Origin of the sequence: Lysinibacillus fusiformis (genome assembly GCF_016925635.1) — a bacterium.
GTDB classification, from domain to species: Bacteria; Bacillota; Bacilli; order Bacillales_A; family Planococcaceae; genus Lysinibacillus; species Lysinibacillus fusiformis_F.
Genome location: NZ_CP070490.1, coordinates 4986255 through 5011085 on the forward strand (window position 1 = coordinate 4986255; position 24831 = coordinate 5011085).

The following is a 24831-nucleotide window of genomic DNA, read 5'->3' on the forward strand; positions in this document are numbered from 1 at the left end:
AATCACCTAAATCTTTAGATATTGTGGTGTATAAGTAAGTAATTTATTTAAATCGACATCTTCTGTATTTCCAATAGTATTTATTAACTGTAAAAATTCATCTTTCCCATCTTTAAAAAAGTTAAATACTTGATTCTCTCCAAAAAATTTTATAGCAAATAATAGTTGATCCATTAGATTAAAAAGAATATTAGTATATTTTATCCTTTCTGCATTTGTCCCCCCCTCAATTTGATTCTTATAATTTTGTAAATATAACTTAGTTTTATTTACTAGTATTGAGAGAGTATAAAAATTGGGTATTGAATATGAACAGCCAATACAAGATTCGCTGAATTGTTTGACACAGCCAGTTTCAGACATCAAACACTGAATATTGTCCTCGTTACTTGGCATAAGGTTCGCTTTTAATTTATTGTTTAATTCTAAAACCTGATCTATACCTAGTGATAAAATTTTATCTGTTATACTTTTTTCCTCTGCCAACATATTTATAATAAATCCAGATGATGCTTCTATTCCTATCACCCCTCCTAGCTTTTTTTTTAGTAACTGAATTTGTTGAGTCCTTTCAGATAGAGCCCTTTTCTCTCCAAAAATAATGTCTGCTAGAAGGCTAGGTATATATCCAAAGCTCTCCCTTTCGAACAATTGTTCGCTAACAAAATTGAATTGTTCTCTTGGTATATTAATGTATAAATTTGTTGTCTCCTCGCTAACATGAGATCTTAACCTTTGAGCCACTTTTAGTGCTGCAGCACCATCTCCTTCTTCAGCCAGGATACTATACATTAATGTTAATAGAGTTCGATTCATCTTCCTTGATTCAAATGTAAATTCTTTCTGGAAGTTTTTAAAAAAGATAACTTGATATTTTTTATTAAACTCTCGATTTTTATTTGGAAAGTCAATAATTCTTCTTTTACTTTCAACAAATGACTTTTTTGAAGTACTAAATTGGGGAATATTTTCGTAAATTAGTGTACATATAACTGCTGCTGTTGCTAGGGGCACTTTCAAATCTTTTGAGCAATAAAAGTTTCCTAAAACTTGAGTCTTATTAATTAAATAATCTTTTCTAATTATTTGTGAAATAACTTTTTCTACTTCATCTTTAGTAAGATCTCTACCCTTAAGTTCCTCTAAACTAAAAATTCCTATATCATTTAAATTTATTTTCGGAAAATTGTTTATAACATCGCTATGTCTCCAAGCATTATTTAAATGAACTAAAACATAAAGCCAGGAGGAAGCATAACAATATGATTTTTTTCCACTAATTATATCTAAGGCATCTTCAATTGCTCTTTTTCTGTGAAACTCTGTTTTCTGGACATATTTGTATACATCTAAAAACACTTCAAAATTGTAAGTCTCCTTAGTAAATACTTTTTCTTGTTTTTTTAATTTAAATTTAATTCTCCTGAAATCATTTTCACTATTCTTTTCACAATACAGTGGATAAAATTCTTTTAAAAAAACAAATATATTTCTTTGAATATAATTAGGAATTGTATCATTGAAAATTGCCAAATTAATTTCTTTAACGGTAAATTGATATAACTCTCTAGATACAGTTAATTCACTCAAAATTTGAGTACATTTTACATAACCAGAAATATATGACTCAATAGTATTATTATTCGCTTTTGTTAATAATAACTTATCCGCACAATATTTCATCCATTCTTCATTTGTTAACTTGCTATTTTCCGAAAAGATTATTTTTAACTTATGTAATATTATTTCAAACGCACTTATAGCGTCTTTATAGTCGATAGTTGATAAAATATTTTCTAAATCCTTGTTATTTTTCAAAGCCAATACATCTTTTTTTAAATAAACTTTAGTATAATTCGTTGTACTATTTAAGGCTGATTTTATTAAGGGGGTAGCGTTAATTGCACTTAGATCATACAAAGTAAAAGTTGTAAGATTTAATACTTCAAAAGTTTCTTTGGGTGATAAATAATTTTCCCTATAGTACTCTTGCTTTTTCTTTAGGGCAAATATATCTTTTTTAAAATAGTAATATCGCCCTTTATGTTGAAAAGCCTCTATTCCTTGTTCTCTACAGAAGTGACGAAACGTACTTGAAGCTTTAAAATTTAAAAGCCTTCTTGCTTCCCCTGAAATAATATATTCCTCTAAATTGCAGTTACTCAAACCAGAAGATAAATATTTATCAATATCCTCTTTTAAATAAAAAAATTTTGTGTTCCATACAGTATAAAATTTTACTTGTTTACTTTTTCTCAAACGAAATAGATTAGAGTTTGACATATTATATTTTTTTAGCAAAATGGATTGAGCGATATATTTATTCATAAAGTTATTAAATGAAAATTTATTCACAAATATACCCTCTAATTTACCAATAAAAGTTTCATATTCTAAAATTTCAACATTTTCTATTTTTAGTATATCAATAATATTATTTTCAATAATTTCCCTATTTTTAGTACCACTGTTAGTGCATAAAGAACTTACTTCAAAATACTTTTTAACTTCTTTAAAATTATAATACTTATCAAAAAGTTCAAGTATTGTTATTAAATAATTATCTAATGAGCCCTTATTTACTAATAATCTATGATTCTCTTCTTTTGTTATTAGACGACCAAGTTGTGATAAAAAAAGTATCTTTTCTTTCCTTAATCGTAAGGTCTTATATCTATTCCCTCTCTCTACTTGATGAACTGTTAACCACTTATCATTACTAACCTTTGAAATCGCAATCACTCCTTTTTATGAATATATGCCTCGATTTTTTCCAATGAATTATTTATTGATTTATATGTATTCTTATAATCTACATAGTCCATTGAACTTTTAGTATTTCTGTCGCCTCGAGCTATAGCTATTTGAGTAGATGTCATTCCCATATCAAATAATATATTTGTATAGATGCCTCTCCCTATATGAGTTCCCCAGTATGAATCAACAAATATATCATAGTCAGGATGGTTAATTTCACATAAATATTTTAAAAACTCAATTTTCACCTTTTTGAACCTTCGCTCATATACTTTTCCAGACATTGCATTACCGTTTTTATCTAAAAAGAGGGCATAATTATTTTTTATGATATTTTGTTTAATTTTTCTATCCAAGTCCTCTATATGATCCTTGTAAACTGTCCACAGTAAATCATTAGTGATTATAATTTGTTGAGATAAAGAATTGTTAAGATAATTAATTCTTTTTGGAAATTCGAATTTTGTATCTTTTAAATGATTAAACAGAATATTTCTATTATCCCTGATTTTAACATTTAAATTCCTTCTATATTCTACGTCCAAATCTGCTCTAGTTATATTAACTATTTCTCCTCTTCTTAATCCTCCGAAAAATTGCAGGCAAATTCCAAATGCAATTTCTGGTGCTACATTTCTTGCTATATTTATAAATACATTAACCAATCTATATCTATCTTCGCCAAAATCTTTTAGTTTTGGGATTCCAATTAAAGATACATTTGATGGATATCTCGTTTTTAAAGTTGGATCTTTAAAAATTGAATCAAATTTTGCTTTTCTTTCAGTATTACTTGTCTTAATTTTTTCATTTATTAGATTTAATTCAAGCAAATAAAGATAAAATTTATTTAGGTACCTATCGTATTGCATCACAGTATTCTTTTTTCTCCCAGTAATCGATAGATTAGTAAGGAATAAACTTCCATGCTTAATTGTTAAACCTTTCAAACCTGCCTTTTTTAGATTTATAAAATTCTTATTTCCTTTATTAATTTCATCAATACAATAATTTAAAAATCTGCATATAGAATTAGCTGCTGCTACTTGAGTATTAATAGTCAATCCCCTGTAACCATATATTGTTTTTATAAAAAGACTTAAAGGATGTGCTATCTCAATTCCAGTATTTATATTTTTTATACAAATAATTATAGATTTATATTTTATTACCTCATCATTAATTTTTTCTGTTATTTCCAATTCCTTTGTCATAAATTTGAATAGTTTTTTATTTATTACAACCATTTGAAGATTCACCCCTCACTTTTACAACTTTTACAGTAATTATAATACACAGTTAGAATAATCTAAATTCAATTCTTTTTCGCCCTTTCGCCCAAAAGTGTACCTATAATCCTGCAGCATATGTAACACCCGCTCGCTCGTTTACTTGAATTTGAAGTAAATTTGCTTGGCTGTTTTCTACAGGATCTTCTAAAGAAATCACATGTCGATTCAATTCTGTGGAACAGTAGTGGATTAAGGAATAAAGTGAAGTAGACTTGCCAGAGCCTGTTGCTCCCGTAAAAAATAGAAGACCTTGTCGGTTTTGTACTAGCTCCATGAGTTTGTGAGCTGCGCTTTTGGAAAAGCTTAGGGAAGTTAGTGGAAATGCATGATTTTGGAGAAGTAAACGAATAATTAAGCTCTCTTTTAAAAATACAGAAGGCAGTGTGGATACTCGAAACGAATACGAACTTTGCTCCATTGCTTTTTGAAAGGCGCCGCTTTGAGGTTTACGCCGCTCACTGATATCTAATTCTGCAAGAAATTTATAATAAGAGATCATTCTTTCTGCAAGTTCATTCGGTAGCTCACCAGCGTGGAGAAGTTTATCATATTTTCGAAAATAGATCCGATATTTTATGTTTCCTGGAACCAGCAATAAATCGGATGCTCCAAAATGATAGGCCTTTAGTAAAAGTTGCTCACATCTTTGTTCTACAACTGTTTCAAAACTCTGCATATATGCACCTCTCTTTTAGTTCATTCGAATAAGACCGCTTTATTCGTTATTTCCTAGTATAAGGAGGAACTTGCCACGAGAAAAGCCCTTTTCCGAAAATAAAAATTTGCAAGATAATTTTCTGCCAATAATGTTTTTTGCTATAAAAATGTGGATAAAGTGCAATTTTCCACTAAAAAAGAATATAAATACATGAAAAACTTAATATTTATGCCGAAATGAACTGTATCTTTTTCAATAATACAATATAATAGTATCAACATGATTATTTTCCTAACACTTGGTAGACGAACATAATTTTTATATTAAATTAAAGAGGTGAAGCTCATGATCCATCCATTAAAAATTACTAGTACACTAGCCGATGAAACAAGATACTCTATTTATGAGTACATATTGCAAGAGAAAAAAACAGTTACTGTACAACATATTGCTGATCAATTCGGTATCCATCCTAACGTTGCTCGACTTCATTTAACGAAGCTTTCAGAAATAAACATTATTACAGCTGACTATGTAAAAACAGGTAAAGGTGGCAGACCTGGACGTGTTTATAAAGCTTCAGAGAAAGGCGTTTCACTTACATTTCCAAGACGTGATGAAGATCGTTTATTAAAATGGACAATTCAATTAATTGAAGACTTTGGTCCATCTGCATTAACAAAGTGCCAGGAAATTAGCTACCAAGATGGCTACCAGCAAATGAAAAATTATATGAATGCTGATTTGACATTAAGTAATTCTCTTTCCTTCGATGAAAAACTTCAGCTATTAACGGACAATGCCGCTTTAATTGGCTATATTCCACAAATTCAACAAACTGAGCATGGAAAAAAAGTGATCTTCTCCATTTTCAATTGTCCATTCCAGGAGCAACTGACTGCCCATTCTGAAATTGTTTGTTCATTACATGAATCCTATTTAAAAGGACAATTAGATGCACTGTTTACGAACAATGAATTTGTGCAAATGGAAAGTATGATACATAATTGCGATTTATGTAAATATGAAATAAACGTGACAGAAATCGATCGCTAGATTAAAAATCCATTTGTTTGTCACAAACATGGAGAAGTTACAGTTTACAGACACCTTTCATATCATTTATAATGAGTAAGAGATTATTGTGTCGTGGGCAAAAGGAGGGGAAATTTCATGGATAATATGTATAAAGTTATGGCATTCTGGACAGGTATTTTTGCCGTTATGTTCTACCTTGGAGGTATGAACGAGGTATCGCTATTATTCTTAGGTAATACAGGTTTATTCTTATTATTAGGCTTCTTAAACCTTTCAGAACGTATGTACATGTACATTTTCGGAGCATATTTAACTGTATTCTTCGCTGGCTTCACGTACTATACAACATTCATTCACGTACCTGGTGGCGGTCATTAATACAAAGAAAATCGCGTATCTCACGATTGGTGAGATACGCTTTTTTATGTGCTAAGTGATAATTTTAGCTAATTCGCCATTTTTTTAAAATCCATTTAAAAAAGGATTTGTCTCCATTTCTGCACCTACAGTTGTATAATTACCGTGGCCAGGATAGATAATAGTATCCTCAGGTAGTGTCAACAGCTTATTATGGATAGATTCCAATAATATTTTGGTTGATCCACCCAATAGATCTGTACGTCCTACACCTTGTTCAAATAATGTATCTCCTACGATGGCAAAACCATCCTTTTCAAAGATATAGGATATACTACCAGGCGAATGCCCTGGTGTAAAAACAGCTTGAAAAACAAAATTACTCATTTCAAATTGCTGTTCTTCTTTGATGATTGTGTCTTGTGCTGGTGCAGCTACCCGATAATCTGGTAATGCAGCATATTTACTAGAGCCGTTCTTCGTTGGATCGGCTAGCCAACTAACTTCCTTTTCATGAATCCATACAGGAACGTCAAATACCTCACGCACAGCATCCACTGCCCCTATATGATCAAAATGGGCATGTGTTAAAAAGATAGCAAGAGGTTTTAAGCCGTTGCTACGGATTGTTTTAATTAGACGCTCCGCTTCCTCACCTGGATCAAATACGATACATTCTTTTTCTTTATTCGATACGATATAGCAATTCGTTTGGACGGGACCAAGAGAATAACTTCGTACGTTCATCATAGTTATCACCTCAACTTCCTATTATACAGGCTTTGCCACAATTTGACGATAAATGTTCATAGTTTGCGCTATTTTAGTTCTCGACAAAAACAAGTAGAACGTTTACAATTAAGGAGGAATATTGTTTGCGACATTCATTTTCTGATGTCGAAAGGAGTGTCTATTTTTAATGAACTTATTAATGGTTATTTTTGGTCTAGTAGCGATTTTAGCTGTAGTTGGTACATTCCAAGCAATTAAAGAAAAGAACCTATTAAGCGTTGTTTTCAACTTATTAAGTGCTGCTGTATTCGGATGGTTCGTCATCATGACGATTGTTAACAGCGGTTACCCACCAAAATTACACTAAAATTCAGACAAAAAAAGAGCAGTCTCCTCGGAGATTGCTCTTTTTTTGTTTATCATTACTTATTAAATTGAAGGAATCGTTTCTTGCCAATTTGTAGGACATCACCATTCATCAATACTTGTGATAGATCATCAATTGCTATTTTTTCTCCATTCAAGGATACACCATTTTGCTTGATTAACCGCAAAAACTCACTCTTACTCTGAATAAAGCCCATTGCCACTAGTTGTGGCATAATATCCACGATTCTTTCCTTATCAATTTCTAAGAGCAGTAGAGGAATGTTTTTTGGTATTTCCTTTCTTTGAAATGCTGCATCAAAATAAGATTTTGCTTCCTCCATTGCTGTAGCTCCATGGTATAAATTCGTAATAATTTCTGCTAATTGAAATTTCAGATCACGGGGATTCTCTCCCATTTGTAGTCTATCTTGAATAGCCTGCACTTGTAGTGGATGTTCATCTGTTGCTAATTCAAAATATTTGATAATTAAAGTATCTGGTATTTCCATCACCTTTTTAAACATAATCTCAGGTGCTTCATTGACACCAATATAATTGCCTAAGCTTTTACTCATTTTTTCAATGCCATCTAATCCCTCGAGTAATGGCATAAAAATAGCAATTTGTTTTTCTAACCCTCGATGCTTTTGTAAAGTGCGTCCCATTAGAATATTGAACGTCTGGTCTGTTCCACCTAACTCTATATCAGCCTCTAGCTCTACCGAATCATATGCTTGCATAAGTGGGTAGAAAAACTCATGAATGCCAATTGGGATTTGCTGATGGTAACGTTTCTGAAAATCTTCGCGCTCTAAAAGTCGAGCAACAGATGTCGTGGCTGCCAGCTGAATGACTTCTTCAAATGACAGCTTTGCTAACCATTCACTATTAAAACGAACCGTTGTCTTGTTCTCATCTAGCACTTTAAAAATTTGCTCACAATATGTTTGGGCGTTTTTCTTCACTGTATCATCATTTAAGGCTGTTCGCCCCTTTGCTTTACCTGTAGGATCGCCAATTCGTCCTGTAAAATCACCGATAACAATAACTGCATGATGCCCTAAATCTTGCATTTGCTTGATTTTCCGTAGAACGACTGCATGACCTAAATGAATATCTGGTGCAGATGGATCGAGCCCTAGCTTAATTGTTAAAGGTCGCTGATTTTTATACGATCGCTCTAATTTTTCAAGTAAATCTTGCTCATCAACAATTTTGTTAGCACCCTTCTTGATAATCGCTATTTGCTCCTTTGGTGTTAAAAACATACGAAACATCTCCTTGTAATATTAAATATTAATATTGCAAGTTCTATAAGAGTTAATGGATTACCGACTGTTGTAAAGGCTTTAATAACTTCTGTACACGTTTCTGCTTAGAAGGCATAAAAAAACGCCTTTAGGAAATTCCTAAAGGACGTAGATAAACGTGTTACCACCTTTTTTCAAGAGCTATTCACATAGCCCTCCTCAACAAGTACAGCCGTAGCGATACTTTTGCAATGATTACGGATGCAACCCCGTCGTAGCCTACTAAAGTTTCGGTACGCAGCTCCAAGATGTATTCACTTTAATATCCCTTGCGCCTCTCAACAACCGGCTACTCTCTGTCAGTTCCATTAAAGTTACTCGTTCTTTTCCATGCCTTTCACTCTTATACTCCGAAATGCGAAAAACAAATCTTCGTTATGCAGATATTTAAAATTATTATAATCGTATTTTTCTATTTGTCAATAAAAAGAGAGGTCCAATAAAGTGTTTTCACTTTACATAGCAATGTAAAACAAAGGAAATCTATAAATTTTATGAAAGGTGTTTTCTTTAGCATAAGATTCACAAATTATATGAATGGTTGTCGTGACTAATTCCTTCTCCATATTTAAAATAGAAGCCAATGGTCTTTTAAAAACAATATAAAAAGAGAGATCCCTATACGAGATCTCTCTTTGATTATTTAACTGACTCCTGCTTTAAATTACCTGTTTTTTCATCATAGAATCGTAGCAAGTCTCCATTGATGATAGCATCGGAATTTTCCAGCTCCATTGTTGCACGATCAGCATAAGACTGACATGGCTCACCCTCTATTTCTTCACCAGTTGCTTTGTCATAGCAAGCTTCACCAGCATAGACGTATTTATCTGTAATAAAGCGTCCATCACGGAAGACTACAAAGTCCTCATGCTCTGGAGAGAATAAATCTGCACCCATTTGCATATCTTTTGACGTTTCAACGCCAAGAAGGTGTAAGATCGTTGGACGTAAATCCATTTGTCCTGAAATCTCTGTCATTTCTTTTCCATCGCCAGCTCCTGGGATGTGGATGAATAAAGGTACTTCTTGAAGCATGGCATTATCCATTGGTGTAATTTGATCTTTACCTAAATATTGTGCCATTGCTTTATTATGGTTCTCAGAAATACCATAGTGATCCCCATACATCACGATAATAGAGTTATCATAGACACCTTGATCTTTTAACTGTTGGAAGAAGTCTTTTAAAGCTTCATCCATGTAACGTACTGTTTGGAAGTAACGATTTAATGTACCTGAATTTGAATCATATTCAGGAATCATAATATCTTCTGGGTCCAATGTAAATGGATAATGGTTCGTTAATGTAATAAGTCTAGAGTAGAATGGCTGTGGCATATCTTTCATTAAAGCAGCTGATTGCTCTAAGAATGGAACATCTTTCATCCCCCAGTTTACAGCTTGCCCCTCTTCCACAGTATATGAATCTATATCGTAGAATTTATTAATTTTTAACGATTGATACATCATGTCACGGTTCCAGAATGATTTATTATTAGGGTGCATGACATTTGTAAAGTATCCATTTTCTCCAAGGCGTTCAGCCATTGAATTATACGTATTTCCACCATGCGTGAAGAATACAGCACCTCGACCTAATCCAAACAATGAGTTTTCAACAATAAACTCAGAGTCAGATGTTTTTCCTAGACCTGTTTGATGATAGAAGTTGCTGAAATAATACGTATCTTTATCTTTTGTTAAAGAGTTTAAGAATGGCGTGATTTCATGACCATTCATGTCATTATTGATGACAAAGTTTTGTAAAGACTCCATCGACACAACAATTAAGTTACGACCTTTATATTTCCCAAACATCTCTGGATTCACAGCAGCCTGATTAGAGCGTATATAGTTATTCACTTCTACTAGCTCACTACCATCGGCTAACGCACGTTGCGCAGATGATTTAGATTGAATATAAATGTCATACAAGTGGTAATTGTACGTACCAATGTTTTTTACTAATAATTCGCGGTCAAAACTACGTGTTAGTAATTGCGGACGCTCAGTTTCTGCTAATCCTAGGTTTAAGAATGTCATTGCTATCGCTAGCACAAAGAATGCACGACGGAACTCAACATTCACTTTAAATACTTCTTTCATTTTCGGTAAAAATTTATTCGCTAAGATTAAAATAACGACATCAACGAAATATAATACATCCCAAGGCTCCACTATCGCTGCTACTGATGTTCCTAAGTCACTAAAGTTACTTGTTTGGAATAATACTGGTAGCGTAATAAAATCATTGTAGAATCGATAGAACGCTACATTTCCGTATAAGACTATGGACAAAATAACACTGACCGTAATCAAATAACGATTTCTAGCTTTTGCTGATTTAAAGAATAGTGATAAACCATACGTAAATAGCAAGAAGCTTAGTGGATTAATAAATAAAATAAATTGTTGCATTGCATTTTCAAGTTTCATTTCAAAGCTTGTGTGGTAAACAATGACCGTTTTGATCCAAGTTGCTATAATTGCTAGTATCATAAATGAATGTTTAGGCCACTTTATTGATTTCATTCCTAACATCCTCCCTACTTCCTTACAAAAAAAATAATAATTTTTTACATTTTGTTACTGAAACAAAATATATCTTAATCCTTTTTTAACAGATAATCAACACATATCTTATGGAAAATTTTTTCTCCTCGCTCTTTCTATGCACTAGATATCTATATATACGTTTTGCAATGTAAAAAGTTTCGTAAAAACATAAAAACAGCGGAAACCCACTGTTTTTAAGAATATTACATACATGTTACATTAATTTTACAATACCCAATTACATTATATTTCAAACATTACTTTTTATGCTCTTCCATACGAAGTCTTGTTGTTTCTTGTCGAATTAGTAGCAAGGCCATTTGATAATCTTTTATGTCTAGTACATTTGCTTTATAGAGTTCACGTATTTCATCCTCCATTAACATCAAATCGCCAATTGGATCACGTGTATAAATATAAGTACCATATGTTTTCAAGAGTTCATAAATATCTAACATTTTATCCATTTTCGTTCGCTCCTCGTTGTGCAAGACAGTCAATACGTTTTGTGGGTGTCACAATGATATCTACTGGGCAATCATGTGCTTCGGTAGGAACGCAATCAATGATTTGTTCATCAAAGAGCAGCGACATCAGCTTACCCTTATTATAGTTTAATACATAGCGGTCATAATAACCACCGCCATAGCCGATTCGATAGCCATCTCGATCAAAAACAACGCCTGGTACTACAATGATATCCATCTCATTTGCGTCAACAAACTCACATCTTGCTGGAATGGGCTCACGCAAATGCATATATACAGTTTCAAGCTGGGCAAATGATTCAATGGCGTAAAATGACATTTCTCTTGTTTTTGGGTGACATTTAGGAACTGCGATCTTTTTACCTAGTGCCCATAACTCCTCAATCAAAAGAATCGTGTCGACTTCTGGCTTATTTGAAATGGTCATGCCAATTGTATTTGCTTCTATTATATATGGTTCCTGTAGCACCTTTTTTAAAACAGCTAATGATTGACGCTGATAGTCTGCATCCGTCATAGTGGCAAGGGCTTGGCGTACCGTGTTTCGTAAAGTTGTTTTATCCATCTAGGCTACCTCCTCTATCGTAAAACTTCATATCCTCTTGGAGTCGTTACATCGAAATGATGTCATAAAATGTAGAAAGCCAAAACCACTTGTGGTTTTGGCTTAATGAGCGATTACTTAGTTTCACGGTGAAGAGTGTATTTCTTCTCGCGAGAGCAATATTTTTTAAGTTCAAGACGCTCTGGATTGTTACGCTTGTTCTTTTTAGAAATGTAGTTACGTTCGCCGCAATCTGTGCAAGCTAAAGTAATGTTTACGCGCATCATTAACCCTCCCACTCTATATCAAGAATTTAAATTTGAGCATGATTTATACGACTAACCTATTATAACATAAACTGAAAAAAAATCTACCTTCATTTCATATTAAGTTTGCATATGGTAAAATATCTTATAATTACATACTACATTGAGGTGAAACTATTGGATTTATCCATCGTATTAATGAGTATCGGGATTTTTCTGATCATCGTTTCGTTCTTTTTCAAAAATAGCTCGAAAAAAATCGAACAAGATGTCGAAGAATTATCTATCTCCATCTTCCAAGAAACAAATAATTTAAAACGTCGCCTAAAAATTGTTGAGGAAGAACTTTTATTAGAGCCTGAGTTCCAAGTGAAATCAAAATCAAGTATACACCCAAAAGGACAAAATCCTAAAGTACAACAAGTCATGCAAGCCGTTCAACAGGCTGCGCAGGCTTCAAAAGTTGGACAAACAACAGCACAAGCAAAACCCATTCATCAAATTATCGTTAGTCAGGTACTGGAATTAAATAAACAGGGTCTTTCGGTAGCAGATATCAGTATTCGCTCAAATTTAACAGAAGAGCAAGTTCGGCAAGTGATTGCAAACGGGGGGCGTTGATTGATGAATAAGTCTGCCATCCGTGCATTTGGCATGGCCATTTTTCTTATTGGGGCATTGCTCGCACTCGCAAGCCGCTTCGATGTAAATATTGGTCTTCCTACCAAGGAATTTTCCAATCATCAACAGGTAGAAGAACTGCAAAATAAATTAAATAAGGCCAATCAAGAAAACGCTTCGTTAAAGGAACAATTAAAGCAAGTAAATACGGCTGAAAAAACTTCTACTACAGATTCATCTGAACAAGCTGTTGAACAAACAGATATGGAAGTGACATCGATGTCACTGCAAATCTATAGTGGCATCACACCATATAGTGTGGCACAAAAGCTTGAAGATGGTGGTATTATTACCAATAGTGTTGAAATGGAGTTACTACTCGCTAATCCTAAATATGCTAGAAGCTTACAAATCGGCTCCTATGAGGTCCATTCTGCCATGACTTTAGAAGAAATAGCTAATTTAATTACTGGCAAGAAACAATAACTTTAAAAGCTGTCGCCCATTCATATTAGGCGACAGCTTTTTTATTACGCTATACTTTCTAGGAAGGCTTTCATCATCATACTGCCTTCTTTTGTGCCGATTGATTCGGGATGAAACTGCAGCCCATAAAGAGGATATTCTTTATGTTGAATGGCCATAATCTCTCCATCATCACCCGATGTTGCAAGTATGTTAAAATCCTTGTGTAATGTTTGTTCTTCAATAATAAGCGAATGATAACGCATGACTTCAATGTCTCCATCTAATTGGGCAAATAATCCCGTTTTCTCGTATTGTAGTGGGGACAGCTTTCCATGCATAATGTTTTTGGCCTGCACAATTTTTGCCCCAAAAGCCTGCCCTATGGATTGGTGTCCAAGACAAATACCTAAAATAGGGAATTTTTGATAGAGTTCTTTGATGACCTCTATCGTTATACCTGCTTCATTTGGCGTTCCTGGTCCTGGTGATAAAATTATGGCTTCTGGCGACAATTTTTGAATTTCTTCTATAGTAATGGCATCGTTTCGCAAGACCTTGACACTTTTCCCAAGCATACTGATTTGTTGAAAAAGATTATAGGTAAAAGAATCGTAATTATCAATTAATAAAATCATTTTTTTACCTCCAATAGCGCACGGGCTTTATTCAGCGTTTCCTCATATTCTGACAATGGAATAGAATCGTAAACAATACCTGCTCCTGCCTGTACATGGGCCTTTTGATCCTTAATGAGCATTGTGCGAATCGCGAGGGCCAAGTCCATGTCACCTGTTGTCGAAATATAACCTACTGCTCCCGCATACACCCCGCGCTTTACTGGTTCTAATTCATTAATCAATTGCATGGCACGAATCTTAGGTGCTCCTGACACTGTACCAGCAGGTAAACAAGCACGAAGTACATCCAGTACATGGAGGTCATCTCGTAATTCGGCTATAACCTCAGACACCATATGCATCACATATTTATAGCGCTCAATACTCATGTATTTGATTAGTTTGACAGAACCGACTTTGGCAATACGTCCAAGATCATTGCGACCTAAATCCACTAACATACGGTGCTCCGCTATTTCTTTGCTATCTTCTAAAAGCGCATTTGCGATGGCTTCGTCCTGTTCTATTGTCGCGCCACGCGGCTTTGTACCTGCTATTGGATTGGTTGTCACCTTTCTATTTTTTACCTTTACAAGACTTTCAGGGGAGGTTCCTAAAATGACATAGGCTCCATAATCCATATAGAACATATAGGGTGACGGATTAGATGTGCGCAATTGACGATAGAGCGAGAATGGCGAACCCGTAAACGGCGCAGAAAAACGTTGTGATAACACAATTTGGAAAATATCGCCTCTCAAAATATGCTGCTTAGCACGTTCCACCAAAGTAACAAATCGCTCCTTTGAAATCATCGGCTTAAACTGTAGCTCATCCACGTTTAATGCCTCAAAGGTTGAGCCTGCACAAAGCTGTTGCTCCATCGTCGCTACAGCTGCCTCCATCTCCTCTAATGAACGCCCCTCGTGAAATAGATCAATCGAAGCTAATGTAATTTCCTGCGTTACATGATCAAAAACAATAAATGTATCATAGAAAAAAACATGCACATCAGGCATAGCTAAATCATCCTGTAAATAGTCTCCGATTTTTTCTGTGTAGAACGCTGTTTCATAGCCAAAGAAACCTATGGCTCCTCCAAAGAAAGCGAAAGGATAGTTTTCTTCATGAAAGGGTATTACTTCTTTTAATTGATCAAGCACATTGCCACTGACCTTGTCATTTTCCATTCCTTTTGAAAAGACGAATTCTTCGTTGTTTCCTTTTAGTTCAGCCACTGGATTGATGGCGATAAAGGAATATCGCCCACTCTCCTCATGTTTTGCTGAAGATTCGAACAACATTTTATGCTGCCCTCTAAGTGATTGATACACAGAGATTGGGGTCATCATATCCCCCTGTAATACTTTCATAGCATACTTTCTAAGCTCAACTGTCATACTCTTCTCTCCTTCTCTAAGCTCTGCTCTTCTACACCTCATATATCCTTGGCAGCATTGATCTGCCAAAGGCTTTCTCTTCATTCAGCTAAATCATTTGCTGTATAAAGATAAATATAAAAAGGCCTTTCCATCACAAAAGGACGGAAAAGCCGTGGTGCCACCTTCATTGGTCTCCTAATTAAGAAGACCCTCTTTAAGCCTTATAACGTAGGCATCCGCTAATCCGTACTATTTTCAGGATTAGAGCTCCGAAGTCCATTCACCAAACATTTGTACTAGTTTCCACCAACCACTAGCTCTCTATAACAAATTGTACTAGCTACTATTCTTCATCAAAGCTGATTTCTTGGTAATATTGTAAAGCAATCTATCTTACAATTCAATTTATTTTTTATTTCGTAGACTTTCATCTTCATGAGGGCTAACCAACGTTATCGATAACTCCTCCACTATTTGACGAATGGCAAATAAAATGTCCTGCCGCACTTCCAGCATAACAGCGGTATCATTTGTAGCAACAAAGAAACGGACAAGGACACGATAGGAATCGTGATGAAATTCATCTATAAATACATGAATCATGTCTTTCTCTGTTTTAGCATGTAAATAAATTTCCTTATGAATGGCCGTTAAGGCGCTGCGTATACCGTCCTCGTCATTATCGGAAGCGACAAATAAAAATTGCTCACATTTCCGTTTTTCTCTTCTAGATAAATTATAAAGTGGACGATTAACTAAATAGGAGTTCGGCACATACACAAGTCCTTTGTCTCCTGTTTGAATTAAGGTACTTCTTAAATTGATATCCTCAATCGTTCCTTCAATTTTTTGATCCTCTGTCGCAATCCAATCCCCTATTTGGAATGGATTATCTAATGCTACGGACATGCCACCAAATACATGCGCTAATGTATCACGAATACCAAAGGCAATCGCCACGCCCGTTAAACCAATTCCTGTTAAGAAGCCATTGAGATTAAAATCCCAAAAGGAAGCAATCGTAAACATAGCAAAAATCATGATGAGTACTTTACCGATTCGTAGGAAAAACGGTAATAAGACATTCTGATCCTCTTCGCTCGTTAATTCGAATGGTTGTTTCGTATAAAAATTCAATACATCATAAACCCCTTTAAAAGCAAAAAACACCATAATAGACAATACAAAATTCTTTGTTGATGGATGCGTAAATAAAGGAACCTTTATTAAATAAGATAAGCTTAGCACAATGACCGTCGTCATAAAGGCATAGCCAATTGCTTTACTAAATTGCGCCAGTACATTTGCTTGGAAGTTGCGCTGACGATCCTTTAAAAATATCACTGCACGATGAATAATTTTTTTGATGATGAAACGTTGAATAAGCCATCCAACTAAACAAATAATGACGGCAATTAAACCATCTATCCAAGTTGGGACTGTAAATTTAGGTAACAACCAATGTAATGAATCCATGTATTTCTCCTTTATAACTACCTATGTATCGCCAGCAAAAAGGAGCTGACCTTCAGTAATGGTTAGCCCCTTTTTGTTATTGTATGGCATCATCTGCAAAAAAAGCCTTACTAGCAAACCAAAATTGCTGTTTATTAAAATTATGTTCATGCATGGCAATCACTGAAAATTCAGCATGATATTTTTGCTTCATTTCCTCTAGCATGGTTTTCGCTTGCTTGCCAACGAGATGTTGCCCATCAATAGGTGTTCCTTCTGTAAAAATAATCACATCTGCTTCTGTGCCTAGTTGATTTTCCTGTAGTAATGCTTTCACAAACTGTAAAACAGGAAAAATGGCAGCCTCTCCCTTTGCCTTATATTCGATAAAACTCTTAAAATCAGCTAAATTTAAATGACCATTTTCAAAGCGGTAGTGGACATGAATTTGACGATCATACGGAACAATATATAAATCACGGCCTTCCCGATGTGCATTCATAAATAATGCTAAAATCATACTTTTACAAATCTCAGAGTAAGCTGCCATCCCTGTCGTTTGTTCTAAACATATAATCATCGGACCAGAGTCTTGTTGATAGTCATGAAAGGGCACATAGTAAATATTTCCGCTTTTCGTTGTCTGCTGCTTGAGCTTTTGACATCTTAGCTCTAACCATTTTCGTTCATAATACTGGCGTTGCTCTTTGCCGTTTGCTAAGCGTTCAGCTTTCTCAATAGCAGGGATATTTTCTCGGATTTCATGCATGATATCTGTCAATTCTAGTGCAAATGCTGCCATATTTCGTAATGGCTCACTCTTGAAAAAATAATCGATAAAATAATGTTGTTCTCCTTCACTTAACTCCTCTATATGTAGGTTTTCGTAGAGAAAACGTAAATAGTCAAGTTGTTCGATTGTCATCTGCTGGTCAAATTGCTTGATGAGGGATTCAATTGCATCTTTCACTTAGCAGCACCTCCTAAGCACCACATTTTTTGGATAATGTCTATAGTATAACCAAAAAATTTTTTTGACAATACAAAAACGCTCGCTATAAAGACGCTACAGAAAAAACAATGTTGCTACTTCAGGGATTTTTTTTGCAAAAGAAACATACTAACATTAGTAGTACAAACCAAGGCCATGGTTTGTGCTACTATTTTTTTATAGTAGAAGTGAAGAAAAGCCGACCAGCCTCTGGGACCATTTGTGAGTCCGTATATTAAACCGGCTAACTTCATGCCCTTATATGAATCAGTTTAGTATGTTGGGTCCAAGAGATCGTGTATAAGAAAGTGGAATCGATAAGGTACTGTGAAGGCTTCTATGATTGGTCAAAAGGAGAAGAATGAGATGAAACATGTTATTGCGTTAGATGTCAGTAAAGGAAAAAGTACTGTTGCGATTTATGATGGTCACCGCCAATGTGAATTCGAAGGTGTGCTACTTCATACACGCGGTGATTTTGAGCGATTACACGAACGAATAGTAGAGATGTCAAAACAAGATGGACAAGCACCAGCTATCGTATTTGAAGCAACAGGTACCTATTCAAAACCTATCGAAGCATTTTTCAAAGATTACGGCTACGCATACTGCCGCATGAATCCACTTGAAGCGAATTTACAGATGGCAACGATGCGTCGTCATAAAACCGATACTAGTGATGCCCATGAACTTGCGAAGACTCATTTTAAAATGGAACGCGAAATAACGTACATACAAGACGATTATTATGAACAGATGCGTGCACTGACTCGTTACTACGATGAAATTGATGAAGAAATCATTTTACTCAAAAGTAGAATGCATGCCATTTTACAGCTGAGTTTTCCAGAATTAGAAAAGCTGATTACACCGAGTTCAGCACTATTTTTAAATATTGTACAACTCTATCCACACCCCGCACTTTTACAAGCCCATTCAAAAACGATGATTAAAAATCGTTTAAAGGCCAATACGCGAAAAAACCTCTCGCTAATGCGTGCGGAGGCTAAAGCTATTACATTATTAGAAGCAGCTGAAAATAGTTACCCCGCGATTAAACCAACAGATATTCGTTGTGATCAAGCACGAGATTACGCAGCTCGCATTGCGGATTTACAAGAGAAGAAAGATACGCTTGTGAAACAGATGGTGGAATTGTCGGAAGGACGAAAAGAATATCTAGTATTTCGATCGATTCCTGGAATTGGCGATTCAACGGCGTGCCGATTAATTGGAGAGATTGGTGACATCCACCGCTTTCAAAATGCGAAACAACTGAACGCTTACGCAGGCATTGATATTATGCGGTACCAGTCTGGGAATATGCAATATCGAGACAGAATTAATAAACGAGGAAACAAACATTTACGAAAGATTTTATATTTTATGGTGTGCGCCATGCTTATGGCTAAAGGAAAACCGAATCATTTTGTGGACTATTACTACAAATTAAAAAAGCAACCTCAGAGGAAGCCTCATAAGGTTGCGATCATCGCCTGCATCAATAAGTTTCTGAAAGTGACATTTCAGTTACTGACGCATGGCATTCTTTACGATTATGAGTCCGCACTACCAGCTCAGAAATCGTAATCACCTACATAGAACTATATCATAATGACCTTTCGAAAAAAATAAAAATCGTCAGGTCTTTTTGGCGTATCTAAAAATGAGTGTGAAGTGATGAGGGATATCCCTCACCACTTCACACTCATAAAAATATAAATTATTCATTAAATAAAGTTGACTAATCGTAAGAAAGAGGCTGGGACATAACTAGCTTCAATTAGTGAGAAATCCTAATTTGAATTCATTCAAATTAGGATTTCTCTATTTTTTATGTTGTCTCCATACCTAATGGCTGTGAATTTTCTTAAATTCACAGCCATTAATGCCAGACCTATTTCATTTTTAACCTTCGATTTTCCTCGAACAGAAAATCGAGTGAAACGCAAATTAGCTTTCAAGAATCCAAAAACTGGTTCCACGTCAATTTTGCGTTGACGATAAATGGTACTCGTTTTTTCTTCTGAAAGCTTTGTTCTTACATATTCTTTTTGCTGTTCCCACTTCTCATTCACTATTAACTTACGATTATTTCCTTCTTTTGCTTTTGTACATAATGAACGGAATGGGCATTCGGAACAGTCTTCACATTCGTATACCTTAAACTCGCGCGTGAAATCATATTGATCCGTTTTCGTGGTACGATATTTAAATACAAGCTGTTGTTGGTTCGGGCATGTGTATTGATCATTTTCTTCATCATAATCCCAGTATGCTGTATTGAATTCGTTTTGTTTATACTTTTTCTTTTGTTCTTTTAAATACAAGTTATACGTAATTAAGGCTTCTCGTTTACGATTCGAAAGGATATCATCATAATTTTGTTCGCTACCATATCCAGCATCTGCGACAACGTGTTTTGGTAGTTCAAAATAATGTTGTTCGATTTCATCTAAAAACGGGATTAAGGTACGTGTATCCGTTGGGTTCGAATAGATACTATAGGCAAGCACATATTGACCTTCTGTTGCGACTTGGATGTTATAACCTGCTTTCAATTGACCATTTTTCATATAGTCATCCTTCATTCGCATAAATGTGGCATCTGAGTCCGTCTTGGAATAACTATTTCGCATGCCAAAGATTTCAAAGTCTTTTTGATATTTTAGTTTACGTACAATATAGTCGATTAATTGTTTGCGTGCTTGCTTTGGGAATTTCCGTTCGGCTCTTAAAGCTTTTCGCGCAGCTACATCCGATGAATCCTCTATTTTTTGATCATACGCGGAAATCACTTCGTCTACTTTTTCTACCATCTGGGCGAGCTCTTCTACTGCTAATTCTTCTACATTTTCTCGTTCAATTTCTGGTATGATTTCTTTCTCGAGTAGCTCATCGTATAACTGGTTTGATTTTTCAATTAATCCGTTATGATATTTCTCGATGGATTTTTTCCACACGAAAGTAAATTTGTTCGCATTGGCTTCGATCTTTGTTCCATCAATAAAAATAGCTTCCTGATCAATTAATTCTTCTTGGACCAACTGGCAACGGAATTGGACAAAACATTGGCGGATCAACTCTTTCATTTCTGGTTGAACACGAAAACGGTTGATCGTGCGGTAGCTTGGTTCATACCCTTGAGCTAGCCACATCATCCGAAGACTATCTTTTAATAGGGCTTCAATTTTACGCCCTGAGAAGACAGATTGTGTATAAGCACATAAGATAATTTTAAGCATCATGCGTGGATGGTAGGCGGGACAGCCTTCATTTCGAAGGAATGGTTCAAACGCTTCAGGCGAGATACTTTCAACTAGATGGTGGACATGGAAGGCAATATCATTTTTTTGTAATGTTACTTCTAAATCTAAAGGCAAAACTAATTGATTCATGTTATAATTTTTAAACATAAGGATCCTTCTTTCTGTATAATTTTGTTGTGGTGACTTAATTTTATCAGAAGTGATCCTTATTTTTTTATGAAAAAATTTAAAGCCTGTGAAATTTTACTGATCGTAAAATTTCACAGGCTTTTTAATTTAGAGGTGGGTTTTGTCCCAGTCTCCTCTTAATTATTTAATTCATAATGTTTGCCTTTTACTAAGTAAAATAGATGTTCTGCAATATTTGTTGCATGATCAGCAGAACGTTCTAAATAGCGGCAAATAAATGTGAGGTGTGTAATCTGCGAAATATGGGATGGATTTTCTACCCCTGCACGAAGTAAAAGTGTAATCGTTGCCCCGTATAAATCGTCCACATAATCATCTAATTCAGCGATTTCTTTAGCGCGTACCGTATCTTCCTCGGTAAAGGCCTTCATGATGCTCTCTAGCATTTCTACTGTTTTATTACACATAGTTTGTAGATTCGTTATCGGGAATATCATTGGTTCTTTGCCAATTCGAATCGCTTCTTTAGCAATATTGACCGCATAGTCGCCTACTCTTTCCATATCCGATGCTGCTTTTACAAGAACCATGAGACGGCGTAAATCTGTTGCTACTGGTTGTTGTTTGGCAATCATTAGTATTACATGGTCATTAATTTCTTCTTCAAGGCGATTAATAATTAAATCGTCTTCCAAAATTTTTAATGCCTTTTCTAAATCCTGCTCTACTAATGCTTCAAAAGCTGTTTTTAATGCAAAGATACTGCTGTTGGCAATTGCAAGAAATTGTCCCTGTACCTCTTTTAACTCTTGTTCAAAACGTTCACGTACGATCATCCAATTGCTCCTCCTTAGCCGAAACGTCCCGAAATATAGTCTTCTGTCCGTTGATCTGCTGGTGTTTGGAAAATAACATCCGTTTTATCGTATTCGACAACCTCTCCACTTAGGAAGAATGCTGTACGATCAGAAATACGTGCTGCTTGCTGCATATTATGTGTCACGATAACAATCGAATAATCTTTTTTCAATTCTTGTACAAGCTCTTCCACTTTCAATGTAGAGATAGGATCTAAAGCAGATGTCGGCTCATCCATTAGAATGACATCAGGTTCAATCGCTAAACAACGCGCAATACAAATACGCTGTTGCTGACCACCTGATAATCCGTAGGCATTTTGATTTAAACGATCTTTTACCTCATCCCAGATGGCTGCCCCTCTTAGTGATTTCTCCACAATTTCATCTAGAATTTTTTTATTTTTAATGCCATGGATTCTTGGTCCATAGGCAATGTTATCATAAATAGATTTTGGGAACGGGTTTGGCTTTTGGAATACCATTCCTACACGTGTTCTTAATTCCTCTACCGTATAATTTTTATCTAAAATATTACGCTCACGATATAAAATTTCCCCTGATGTACGAACGATTGGTACAAGTTCAACCATTCTATTTAATGTTTTTAGATACGTAGATTTACCACAGCCAGATGGCCCAATAATAGCCGTTACTTCATTTTCATAGATGCTTAAATTAACATCTTTTAAGCCATGGTGATCACCATACCATAAGTTTAAATTTCGTGTATCGTAGACAATGTTTTTCGCCACATCTTTCATAGACTTAGTTGTTGCTTGATTCAATTTGACAATTGTTTTTTCCTCTTTTAAATCTAGTACCATAAGGTCACCTCATTAATAACGTTTTTGGAATTTATTTCGAATATAGATGGCAATAGAATTCATCAATAACAGCACCGTCATCAGCACTAAAATACCTGCTGCTGCTACATACTGAAAGGCTTCTTGTGGTCGTTTTGCCCAGTCATAGATTTGCATCGGCAATGCTGTAAATTGACTCAATAAACCATTCGGTAAAAACTGCAGGATAACTGGAATCCCGATAACAACTAGTGGAGCTGTTTCTCCTATGGCACGAGACAAGGCTAAAATACTTCCTGTTAAAATACCTGGGATGGCGGCTGGTAATACAACACGCAAAATCGTTTGCCATTTCGTTGCTCCCATACCATAGGAAGCCTCACGTTGTTCATTTGGCACTGCGCGAATGGCCTCTTGAGCCGCTACAATGATAACAGGTAAAATTAACAAACTCATTGTAAAGCCAGCAGCTAAAATACTTTTTCCTAAACCCATCATACGTACGAAAATAGTTAATCCAAGTAATCCAAAAACAATGGAAGGAACACCTGCTAGATTGGATATATTCATGCGAATAAAATCATTGATTCTATTTTTCTTGGCATACTCCTCTAAATAAATCGCAGTACCCACACCTAAAATAATAGATACTGGCGCTACAACTGCCATTAACCAAAGCGAACCGATCAAGGCAGCTTTGATACCTGCCTTATCCGCAAATCGTGATGCAAAATTCATCAAGAAATCGATGTTTAAGTAATCGATACCCTGTGTCACAATGCGGTACAGTAAAACAGCTAAAGTTACAAGTGCAAACGTCGTAGCTAAGAAAAATAGGGTTTTCCAAACTTTATTTGCTGTAATACGCTTTGTCATTCGTTTCATGACGACCGTGTCATCCATATAGCGCATGCTAGTAAACCTCCCTGAAGCGTTTCGAAATATAGTGAGCAAGTAAATTCATTACTAGTGTAAAGATAAATAGTGTGAATCCTACTGAATAAATAGAGTAATAAATGGTTGTACCATAACCCGCATCACCCGTTGAAACCTGTACAATGTATGCAGTCATTGTTTGAATAGAGTCTGTCACATTGAGATCAAATTTCGGTGTCGATCCACCTGCAAGCGATACAATCATTGTTTCACCTATTGCCCGGGAAATAGCTAACACAACGGAAGCCACAATCCCAGAAAGTGCAGCGGGTAGTACTACTTTGATTGCTACCTCAAATTTCGTCGCACCTAGGGCTAAAGCCCCTTCACGCATACTATTTGGTACAGATGACATGGCATCTTCTGAAAGAGATGTAATCATTGGTAAAATCATAATTCCTACAACAATACCAGGACTTAATGCATTAAATAGTTTGAGTCCAGGTACAATTTCTTGTAGGATTGGTGTGACAAATGTTAAAGCGAAGAAGCCATAAACAATTGTTGGCACACCTGCTAATACCTCTAAAATAGGTTTCACTGTACGTCTTGTTTTCTCACTTGCATATTCACTTAAATAGATAGCTGAAGCAATTCCAAATGGTACAGCTACTACAACTGCAATAAGTGTCACTTTTAATGTACCAGCGATTAATGGCAAAATCCCAAATAATGGTTCATTACCTGAAAACGGTAACCATTTTGTACCGAAAAGGAAATCCGTAATCGACACACGTTTAAAGAATTCAAACGTTTCAAAAATAAGGGTGAAAACAATGCCAAATGTTGTTAAAATCGAAATAATTGCTGCAGAAAATAATAGAGCTGGCATGGCTTTTTCCACTATTTTCTTTGTTTTTTGATTGCGCGAATTTGCAATTAATTGCTGCACAGATGATGTCTTATCTTCCTTTTGAGAAACCATTGGGA

General features: G+C 35.2%; 24 protein-coding genes and 2 other annotated features. Of the genes, 6 read left to right on the plus strand and 18 right to left on the minus strand.

Annotated elements, in window-relative coordinates; translation table 11 throughout:
* Window positions 1-6: 6 nt before the first annotated feature.
* The 3 genes from JTI58_RS24645 to JTI58_RS24655 form a co-directional block, all read right to left on the minus strand.
* Window positions 7-2742 (minus strand): hypothetical protein, encoded by a 2736-nt coding sequence (locus JTI58_RS24645; RefSeq protein WP_205444338.1) that lies wholly within the window; start codon window positions 2740-2742, stop codon window positions 7-9.
* On the minus strand, window positions 2739-4004 hold the full coding sequence (locus JTI58_RS24650) for a site-specific integrase (RefSeq protein WP_205444340.1): 1266 nt from the start codon (window positions 4002-4004) through the stop codon (window positions 2739-2741). Before JTI58_RS24650 ends, JTI58_RS24645 begins: the two co-directional genes overlap by 4 nt.
* A gap of 103 nt (window positions 4005-4107) precedes the next feature.
* A complete protein-coding gene (locus JTI58_RS24655) occupies window positions 4108-4725 on the minus strand; it encodes an ATPase, T2SS/T4P/T4SS family (RefSeq protein WP_243456257.1) in 618 nt (205 codons plus the stop codon).
* A 327-nt stretch (window positions 4726-5052) separates the two neighbouring features.
* On the opposite strand from JTI58_RS24655, the gene JTI58_RS24660 reads away from it, so the two are divergent.
* Both JTI58_RS24660 and JTI58_RS24665 read left to right on the plus strand, forming a co-directional pair.
* Window positions 5053-5763 carry a helix-turn-helix transcriptional regulator gene (locus JTI58_RS24660; RefSeq protein WP_205444341.1) on the plus strand — a complete coding sequence of 237 codons (711 nt, stop codon included), beginning with the start codon at window positions 5053-5055 and terminating at the stop codon, window positions 5761-5763.
* Between the two features lie 117 nt (window positions 5764-5880).
* Window positions 5881-6123, plus strand: coding sequence for a DUF2626 family protein (locus JTI58_RS24665; protein WP_004231035.1), 243 nt, complete (start codon window positions 5881-5883; stop codon window positions 6121-6123).
* A gap of 84 nt (window positions 6124-6207) precedes the next feature.
* Here JTI58_RS24665 and JTI58_RS24670 read toward each other — a convergent pair whose 3' ends face one another.
* On the minus strand, window positions 6208-6852 hold the full coding sequence (locus tag JTI58_RS24670) for an MBL fold metallo-hydrolase (RefSeq protein WP_205444343.1): 645 nt from the start codon (window positions 6850-6852) through the stop codon (window positions 6208-6210).
* A 169-nt stretch (window positions 6853-7021) separates the two neighbouring features.
* Between JTI58_RS24670 and JTI58_RS24675 the strand changes: the two genes are divergently transcribed.
* Window positions 7022-7201 carry a DUF2759 domain-containing protein gene (locus JTI58_RS24675; RefSeq protein WP_205444344.1) on the plus strand — a complete coding sequence of 60 codons (180 nt, stop codon included), beginning with the start codon at window positions 7022-7024 and terminating at the stop codon, window positions 7199-7201.
* 55 nt (window positions 7202-7256) lie between these two features.
* Here JTI58_RS24675 and tyrS read toward each other — a convergent pair whose 3' ends face one another.
* From tyrS to rpmG, 5 genes are all read right to left on the minus strand, one after another.
* Window positions 7257-8471: a tyrosine--tRNA ligase gene (gene tyrS, locus JTI58_RS24680; protein ID WP_205444346.1), complete on the minus strand. Its 1215-nt coding sequence runs from the start codon at window positions 8469-8471 to the stop codon at window positions 7257-7259.
* 141 nt (window positions 8472-8612) lie between these two features.
* Window positions 8613-8853, minus strand: a binding site (T-box leader).
* Window positions 8854-9152: 299 nt separating this feature from the next.
* Complete coding sequence (locus JTI58_RS24685; RefSeq protein WP_205444348.1) at window positions 9153-11048, minus strand: LTA synthase family protein; 1896 nt, start codon at window positions 11046-11048, stop codon at window positions 9153-9155.
* A gap of 281 nt (window positions 11049-11329) precedes the next feature.
* Window positions 11330-11539 (minus strand): YqgQ family protein, encoded by a 210-nt coding sequence (locus JTI58_RS24690; RefSeq protein ID WP_004231021.1) that lies wholly within the window; start codon window positions 11537-11539, stop codon window positions 11330-11332.
* Window positions 11532-12125 (minus strand): 5-formyltetrahydrofolate cyclo-ligase, encoded by a 594-nt coding sequence (locus JTI58_RS24695; protein WP_205444350.1) that lies wholly within the window; start codon window positions 12123-12125, stop codon window positions 11532-11534. The genes JTI58_RS24690 and JTI58_RS24695 overlap by 8 nt, the downstream gene beginning before the upstream one ends.
* 113 nt (window positions 12126-12238) lie before the next feature.
* Window positions 12239-12388 carry a 50S ribosomal protein L33 gene (rpmG, locus tag JTI58_RS24700; RefSeq protein ID WP_008408521.1) on the minus strand — a complete coding sequence of 50 codons (150 nt, stop codon included), beginning with the start codon at window positions 12386-12388 and terminating at the stop codon, window positions 12239-12241.
* A 150-nt stretch (window positions 12389-12538) separates the two neighbouring features.
* Here rpmG and JTI58_RS24705 point away from each other — a divergent pair, with 150 nt between their 5' ends.
* Together JTI58_RS24705 and JTI58_RS24710 are read left to right on the plus strand one after the other, a co-directional pair.
* On the plus strand, window positions 12539-12991 hold the full coding sequence (locus JTI58_RS24705) for a hypothetical protein (RefSeq protein ID WP_243456441.1): 453 nt from the start codon (window positions 12539-12541) through the stop codon (window positions 12989-12991).
* Window positions 12992-12994: 3 nt separating this feature from the next.
* Window positions 12995-13477: a hypothetical protein gene (locus tag JTI58_RS24710; RefSeq protein ID WP_205444353.1), complete on the plus strand. Its 483-nt coding sequence runs from the start codon at window positions 12995-12997 to the stop codon at window positions 13475-13477.
* 44 nt (window positions 13478-13521) lie between these two features.
* Here JTI58_RS24710 and JTI58_RS24715 read toward each other — a convergent pair whose 3' ends face one another.
* The 4 genes from JTI58_RS24715 to JTI58_RS24730 all read right to left on the minus strand — a co-directional run bounded on the left by JTI58_RS24715 (window position 13522) and on the right by JTI58_RS24730 (window position 17883).
* Window positions 13522-14094 carry an anthranilate synthase component II gene (locus tag JTI58_RS24715; protein WP_205444355.1) on the minus strand — a complete coding sequence of 191 codons (573 nt, stop codon included), beginning with the start codon at window positions 14092-14094 and terminating at the stop codon, window positions 13522-13524.
* The gene (gene trpE, locus JTI58_RS24720) at window positions 14091-15476 is read right to left on the minus strand and encodes an anthranilate synthase component I (RefSeq protein ID WP_205444356.1); all 1386 of its coding nucleotides are present in this window, start codon (window positions 15474-15476) and stop codon (window positions 14091-14093) included. Before trpE ends, JTI58_RS24715 begins: the two co-directional genes overlap by 4 nt.
* Window positions 15477-15612: 136 nt before the next feature.
* Window positions 15613-15824: a binding site (T-box leader), on the minus strand.
* A 39-nt stretch (window positions 15825-15863) separates the two neighbouring features.
* Window positions 15864-16934, minus strand: coding sequence for a mechanosensitive ion channel family protein (locus JTI58_RS24725; protein WP_205444358.1), 1071 nt, complete (start codon window positions 16932-16934; stop codon window positions 15864-15866).
* A gap of 76 nt (window positions 16935-17010) precedes the next feature.
* On the minus strand, window positions 17011-17883 hold the full coding sequence (locus tag JTI58_RS24730) for a vWA domain-containing protein (RefSeq protein ID WP_205444360.1): 873 nt from the start codon (window positions 17881-17883) through the stop codon (window positions 17011-17013).
* Window positions 17884-18270: 387 nt separating this feature from the next.
* Between JTI58_RS24730 and JTI58_RS24735 the strand changes: the two genes are divergently transcribed.
* Window positions 18271-19494: an IS110 family RNA-guided transposase gene (locus JTI58_RS24735; RefSeq protein ID WP_205444362.1), complete on the plus strand. Its 1224-nt coding sequence runs from the start codon at window positions 18271-18273 to the stop codon at window positions 19492-19494.
* 221 nt (window positions 19495-19715) lie between these two features.
* Here JTI58_RS24735 and JTI58_RS24740 read toward each other — a convergent pair whose 3' ends face one another.
* The 5 genes from JTI58_RS24740 to pstC form a co-directional block, all read right to left on the minus strand.
* Window positions 19716-21320, minus strand: coding sequence for an IS1182 family transposase (locus tag JTI58_RS24740; RefSeq protein WP_205442132.1), 1605 nt, complete (start codon window positions 21318-21320; stop codon window positions 19716-19718).
* A 158-nt stretch (window positions 21321-21478) separates the two neighbouring features.
* Entirely contained in the window at window positions 21479-22138 is a 660-nt protein-coding gene (phoU, locus tag JTI58_RS24745) for a phosphate signaling complex protein PhoU (protein ID WP_205444364.1), read from the minus strand.
* A 14-nt stretch (window positions 22139-22152) separates the two neighbouring features.
* Window positions 22153-22923, minus strand: a complete 771-nt coding sequence (pstB, locus tag JTI58_RS24750) for a phosphate ABC transporter ATP-binding protein PstB (protein ID WP_243456442.1) — start codon at window positions 22921-22923, stop codon at window positions 22153-22155.
* 75 nt (window positions 22924-22998) lie between these two features.
* Window positions 22999-23877, minus strand: coding sequence for a phosphate ABC transporter permease PstA (gene pstA / locus JTI58_RS24755; protein WP_205444368.1), 879 nt, complete (start codon window positions 23875-23877; stop codon window positions 22999-23001).
* Window position 23878: 1 nt separating this feature from the next.
* The gene (gene pstC / locus JTI58_RS24760) at window positions 23879-24826 is read right to left on the minus strand and encodes a phosphate ABC transporter permease subunit PstC (protein ID WP_205444369.1); all 948 of its coding nucleotides are present in this window, start codon (window positions 24824-24826) and stop codon (window positions 23879-23881) included.
* Between the last annotated feature and the right edge of the window lie 5 nt (window positions 24827-24831).

What these genes read in the sequence shown, in the direction of transcription:
- JTI58_RS24650 (WP_205444340.1), bottom strand. Translation starts at nt 4,004, where the DNA reads ATGGTTGTAATAAATAAAAAACTATTCAAATTTATGACAAAGGAATTG.
- JTI58_RS24655 (WP_243456257.1), bottom strand. Translation starts at nt 4,725, where the DNA reads ATGCAGAGTTTTGAAACAGTTGTAGAACAAAGATGTGAGCAACTTTTA.
- JTI58_RS24660 (WP_205444341.1), top strand. Translation starts at nt 5,053, where the DNA reads ATGATCCATCCATTAAAAATTACTAGTACACTAGCCGATGAAACAAGA.
- JTI58_RS24665 (WP_004231035.1), top strand. Translation starts at nt 5,881, where the DNA reads ATGGATAATATGTATAAAGTTATGGCATTCTGGACAGGTATTTTTGCC.
- JTI58_RS24670 (WP_205444343.1), bottom strand. Translation starts at nt 6,852, where the DNA reads ATGATGAACGTACGAAGTTATTCTCTTGGTCCCGTCCAAACGAATTGC.
- JTI58_RS24675 (WP_205444344.1), top strand. Translation starts at nt 7,022, where the DNA reads ATGAACTTATTAATGGTTATTTTTGGTCTAGTAGCGATTTTAGCTGTA.
- tyrS (WP_205444346.1), bottom strand. Translation starts at nt 8,471, where the DNA reads ATGTTTTTAACACCAAAGGAGCAAATAGCGATTATCAAGAAGGGTGCT.
- JTI58_RS24685 (WP_205444348.1), bottom strand. Translation starts at nt 11,048, where the DNA reads ATGAAATCAATAAAGTGGCCTAAACATTCATTTATGATACTAGCAATT.
- JTI58_RS24690 (WP_004231021.1), bottom strand. Translation starts at nt 11,539, where the DNA reads ATGGATAAAATGTTAGATATTTATGAACTCTTGAAAACATATGGTACT.
- JTI58_RS24695 (WP_205444350.1), bottom strand. Translation starts at nt 12,125, where the DNA reads ATGGATAAAACAACTTTACGAAACACGGTACGCCAAGCCCTTGCCACT.
- rpmG (WP_008408521.1), bottom strand. Translation starts at nt 12,388, where the DNA reads ATGCGCGTAAACATTACTTTAGCTTGCACAGATTGCGGCGAACGTAAC.
- JTI58_RS24710 (WP_205444353.1), top strand. Translation starts at nt 12,995, where the DNA reads ATGAATAAGTCTGCCATCCGTGCATTTGGCATGGCCATTTTTCTTATT.
- JTI58_RS24715 (WP_205444355.1), bottom strand. Translation starts at nt 14,094, where the DNA reads ATGATTTTATTAATTGATAATTACGATTCTTTTACCTATAATCTTTTT.
- trpE (WP_205444356.1), bottom strand. Translation starts at nt 15,476, where the DNA reads ATGACAGTTGAGCTTAGAAAGTATGCTATGAAAGTATTACAGGGGGAT.
- JTI58_RS24725 (WP_205444358.1), bottom strand. Translation starts at nt 16,934, where the DNA reads ATGGATTCATTACATTGGTTGTTACCTAAATTTACAGTCCCAACTTGG.
- JTI58_RS24735 (WP_205444362.1), top strand. Translation starts at nt 18,271, where the DNA reads ATGAAACATGTTATTGCGTTAGATGTCAGTAAAGGAAAAAGTACTGTT.
- JTI58_RS24740 (WP_205442132.1), bottom strand. Translation starts at nt 21,320, where the DNA reads ATGTTTAAAAATTATAACATGAATCAATTAGTTTTGCCTTTAGATTTA.
- phoU (WP_205444364.1), bottom strand. Translation starts at nt 22,138, where the DNA reads ATGATCGTACGTGAACGTTTTGAACAAGAGTTAAAAGAGGTACAGGGA.
- pstB (WP_243456442.1), bottom strand. Translation starts at nt 22,923, where the DNA reads ATGAAAGATGTGGCGAAAAACATTGTCTACGATACACGAAATTTAAAC.
- pstA (WP_205444368.1), bottom strand. Translation starts at nt 23,877, where the DNA reads ATGCGCTATATGGATGACACGGTCGTCATGAAACGAATGACAAAGCGT.
- pstC (WP_205444369.1), bottom strand. Translation starts at nt 24,826, where the DNA reads ATGGTTTCTCAAAAGGAAGATAAGACATCATCTGTGCAGCAATTAATT.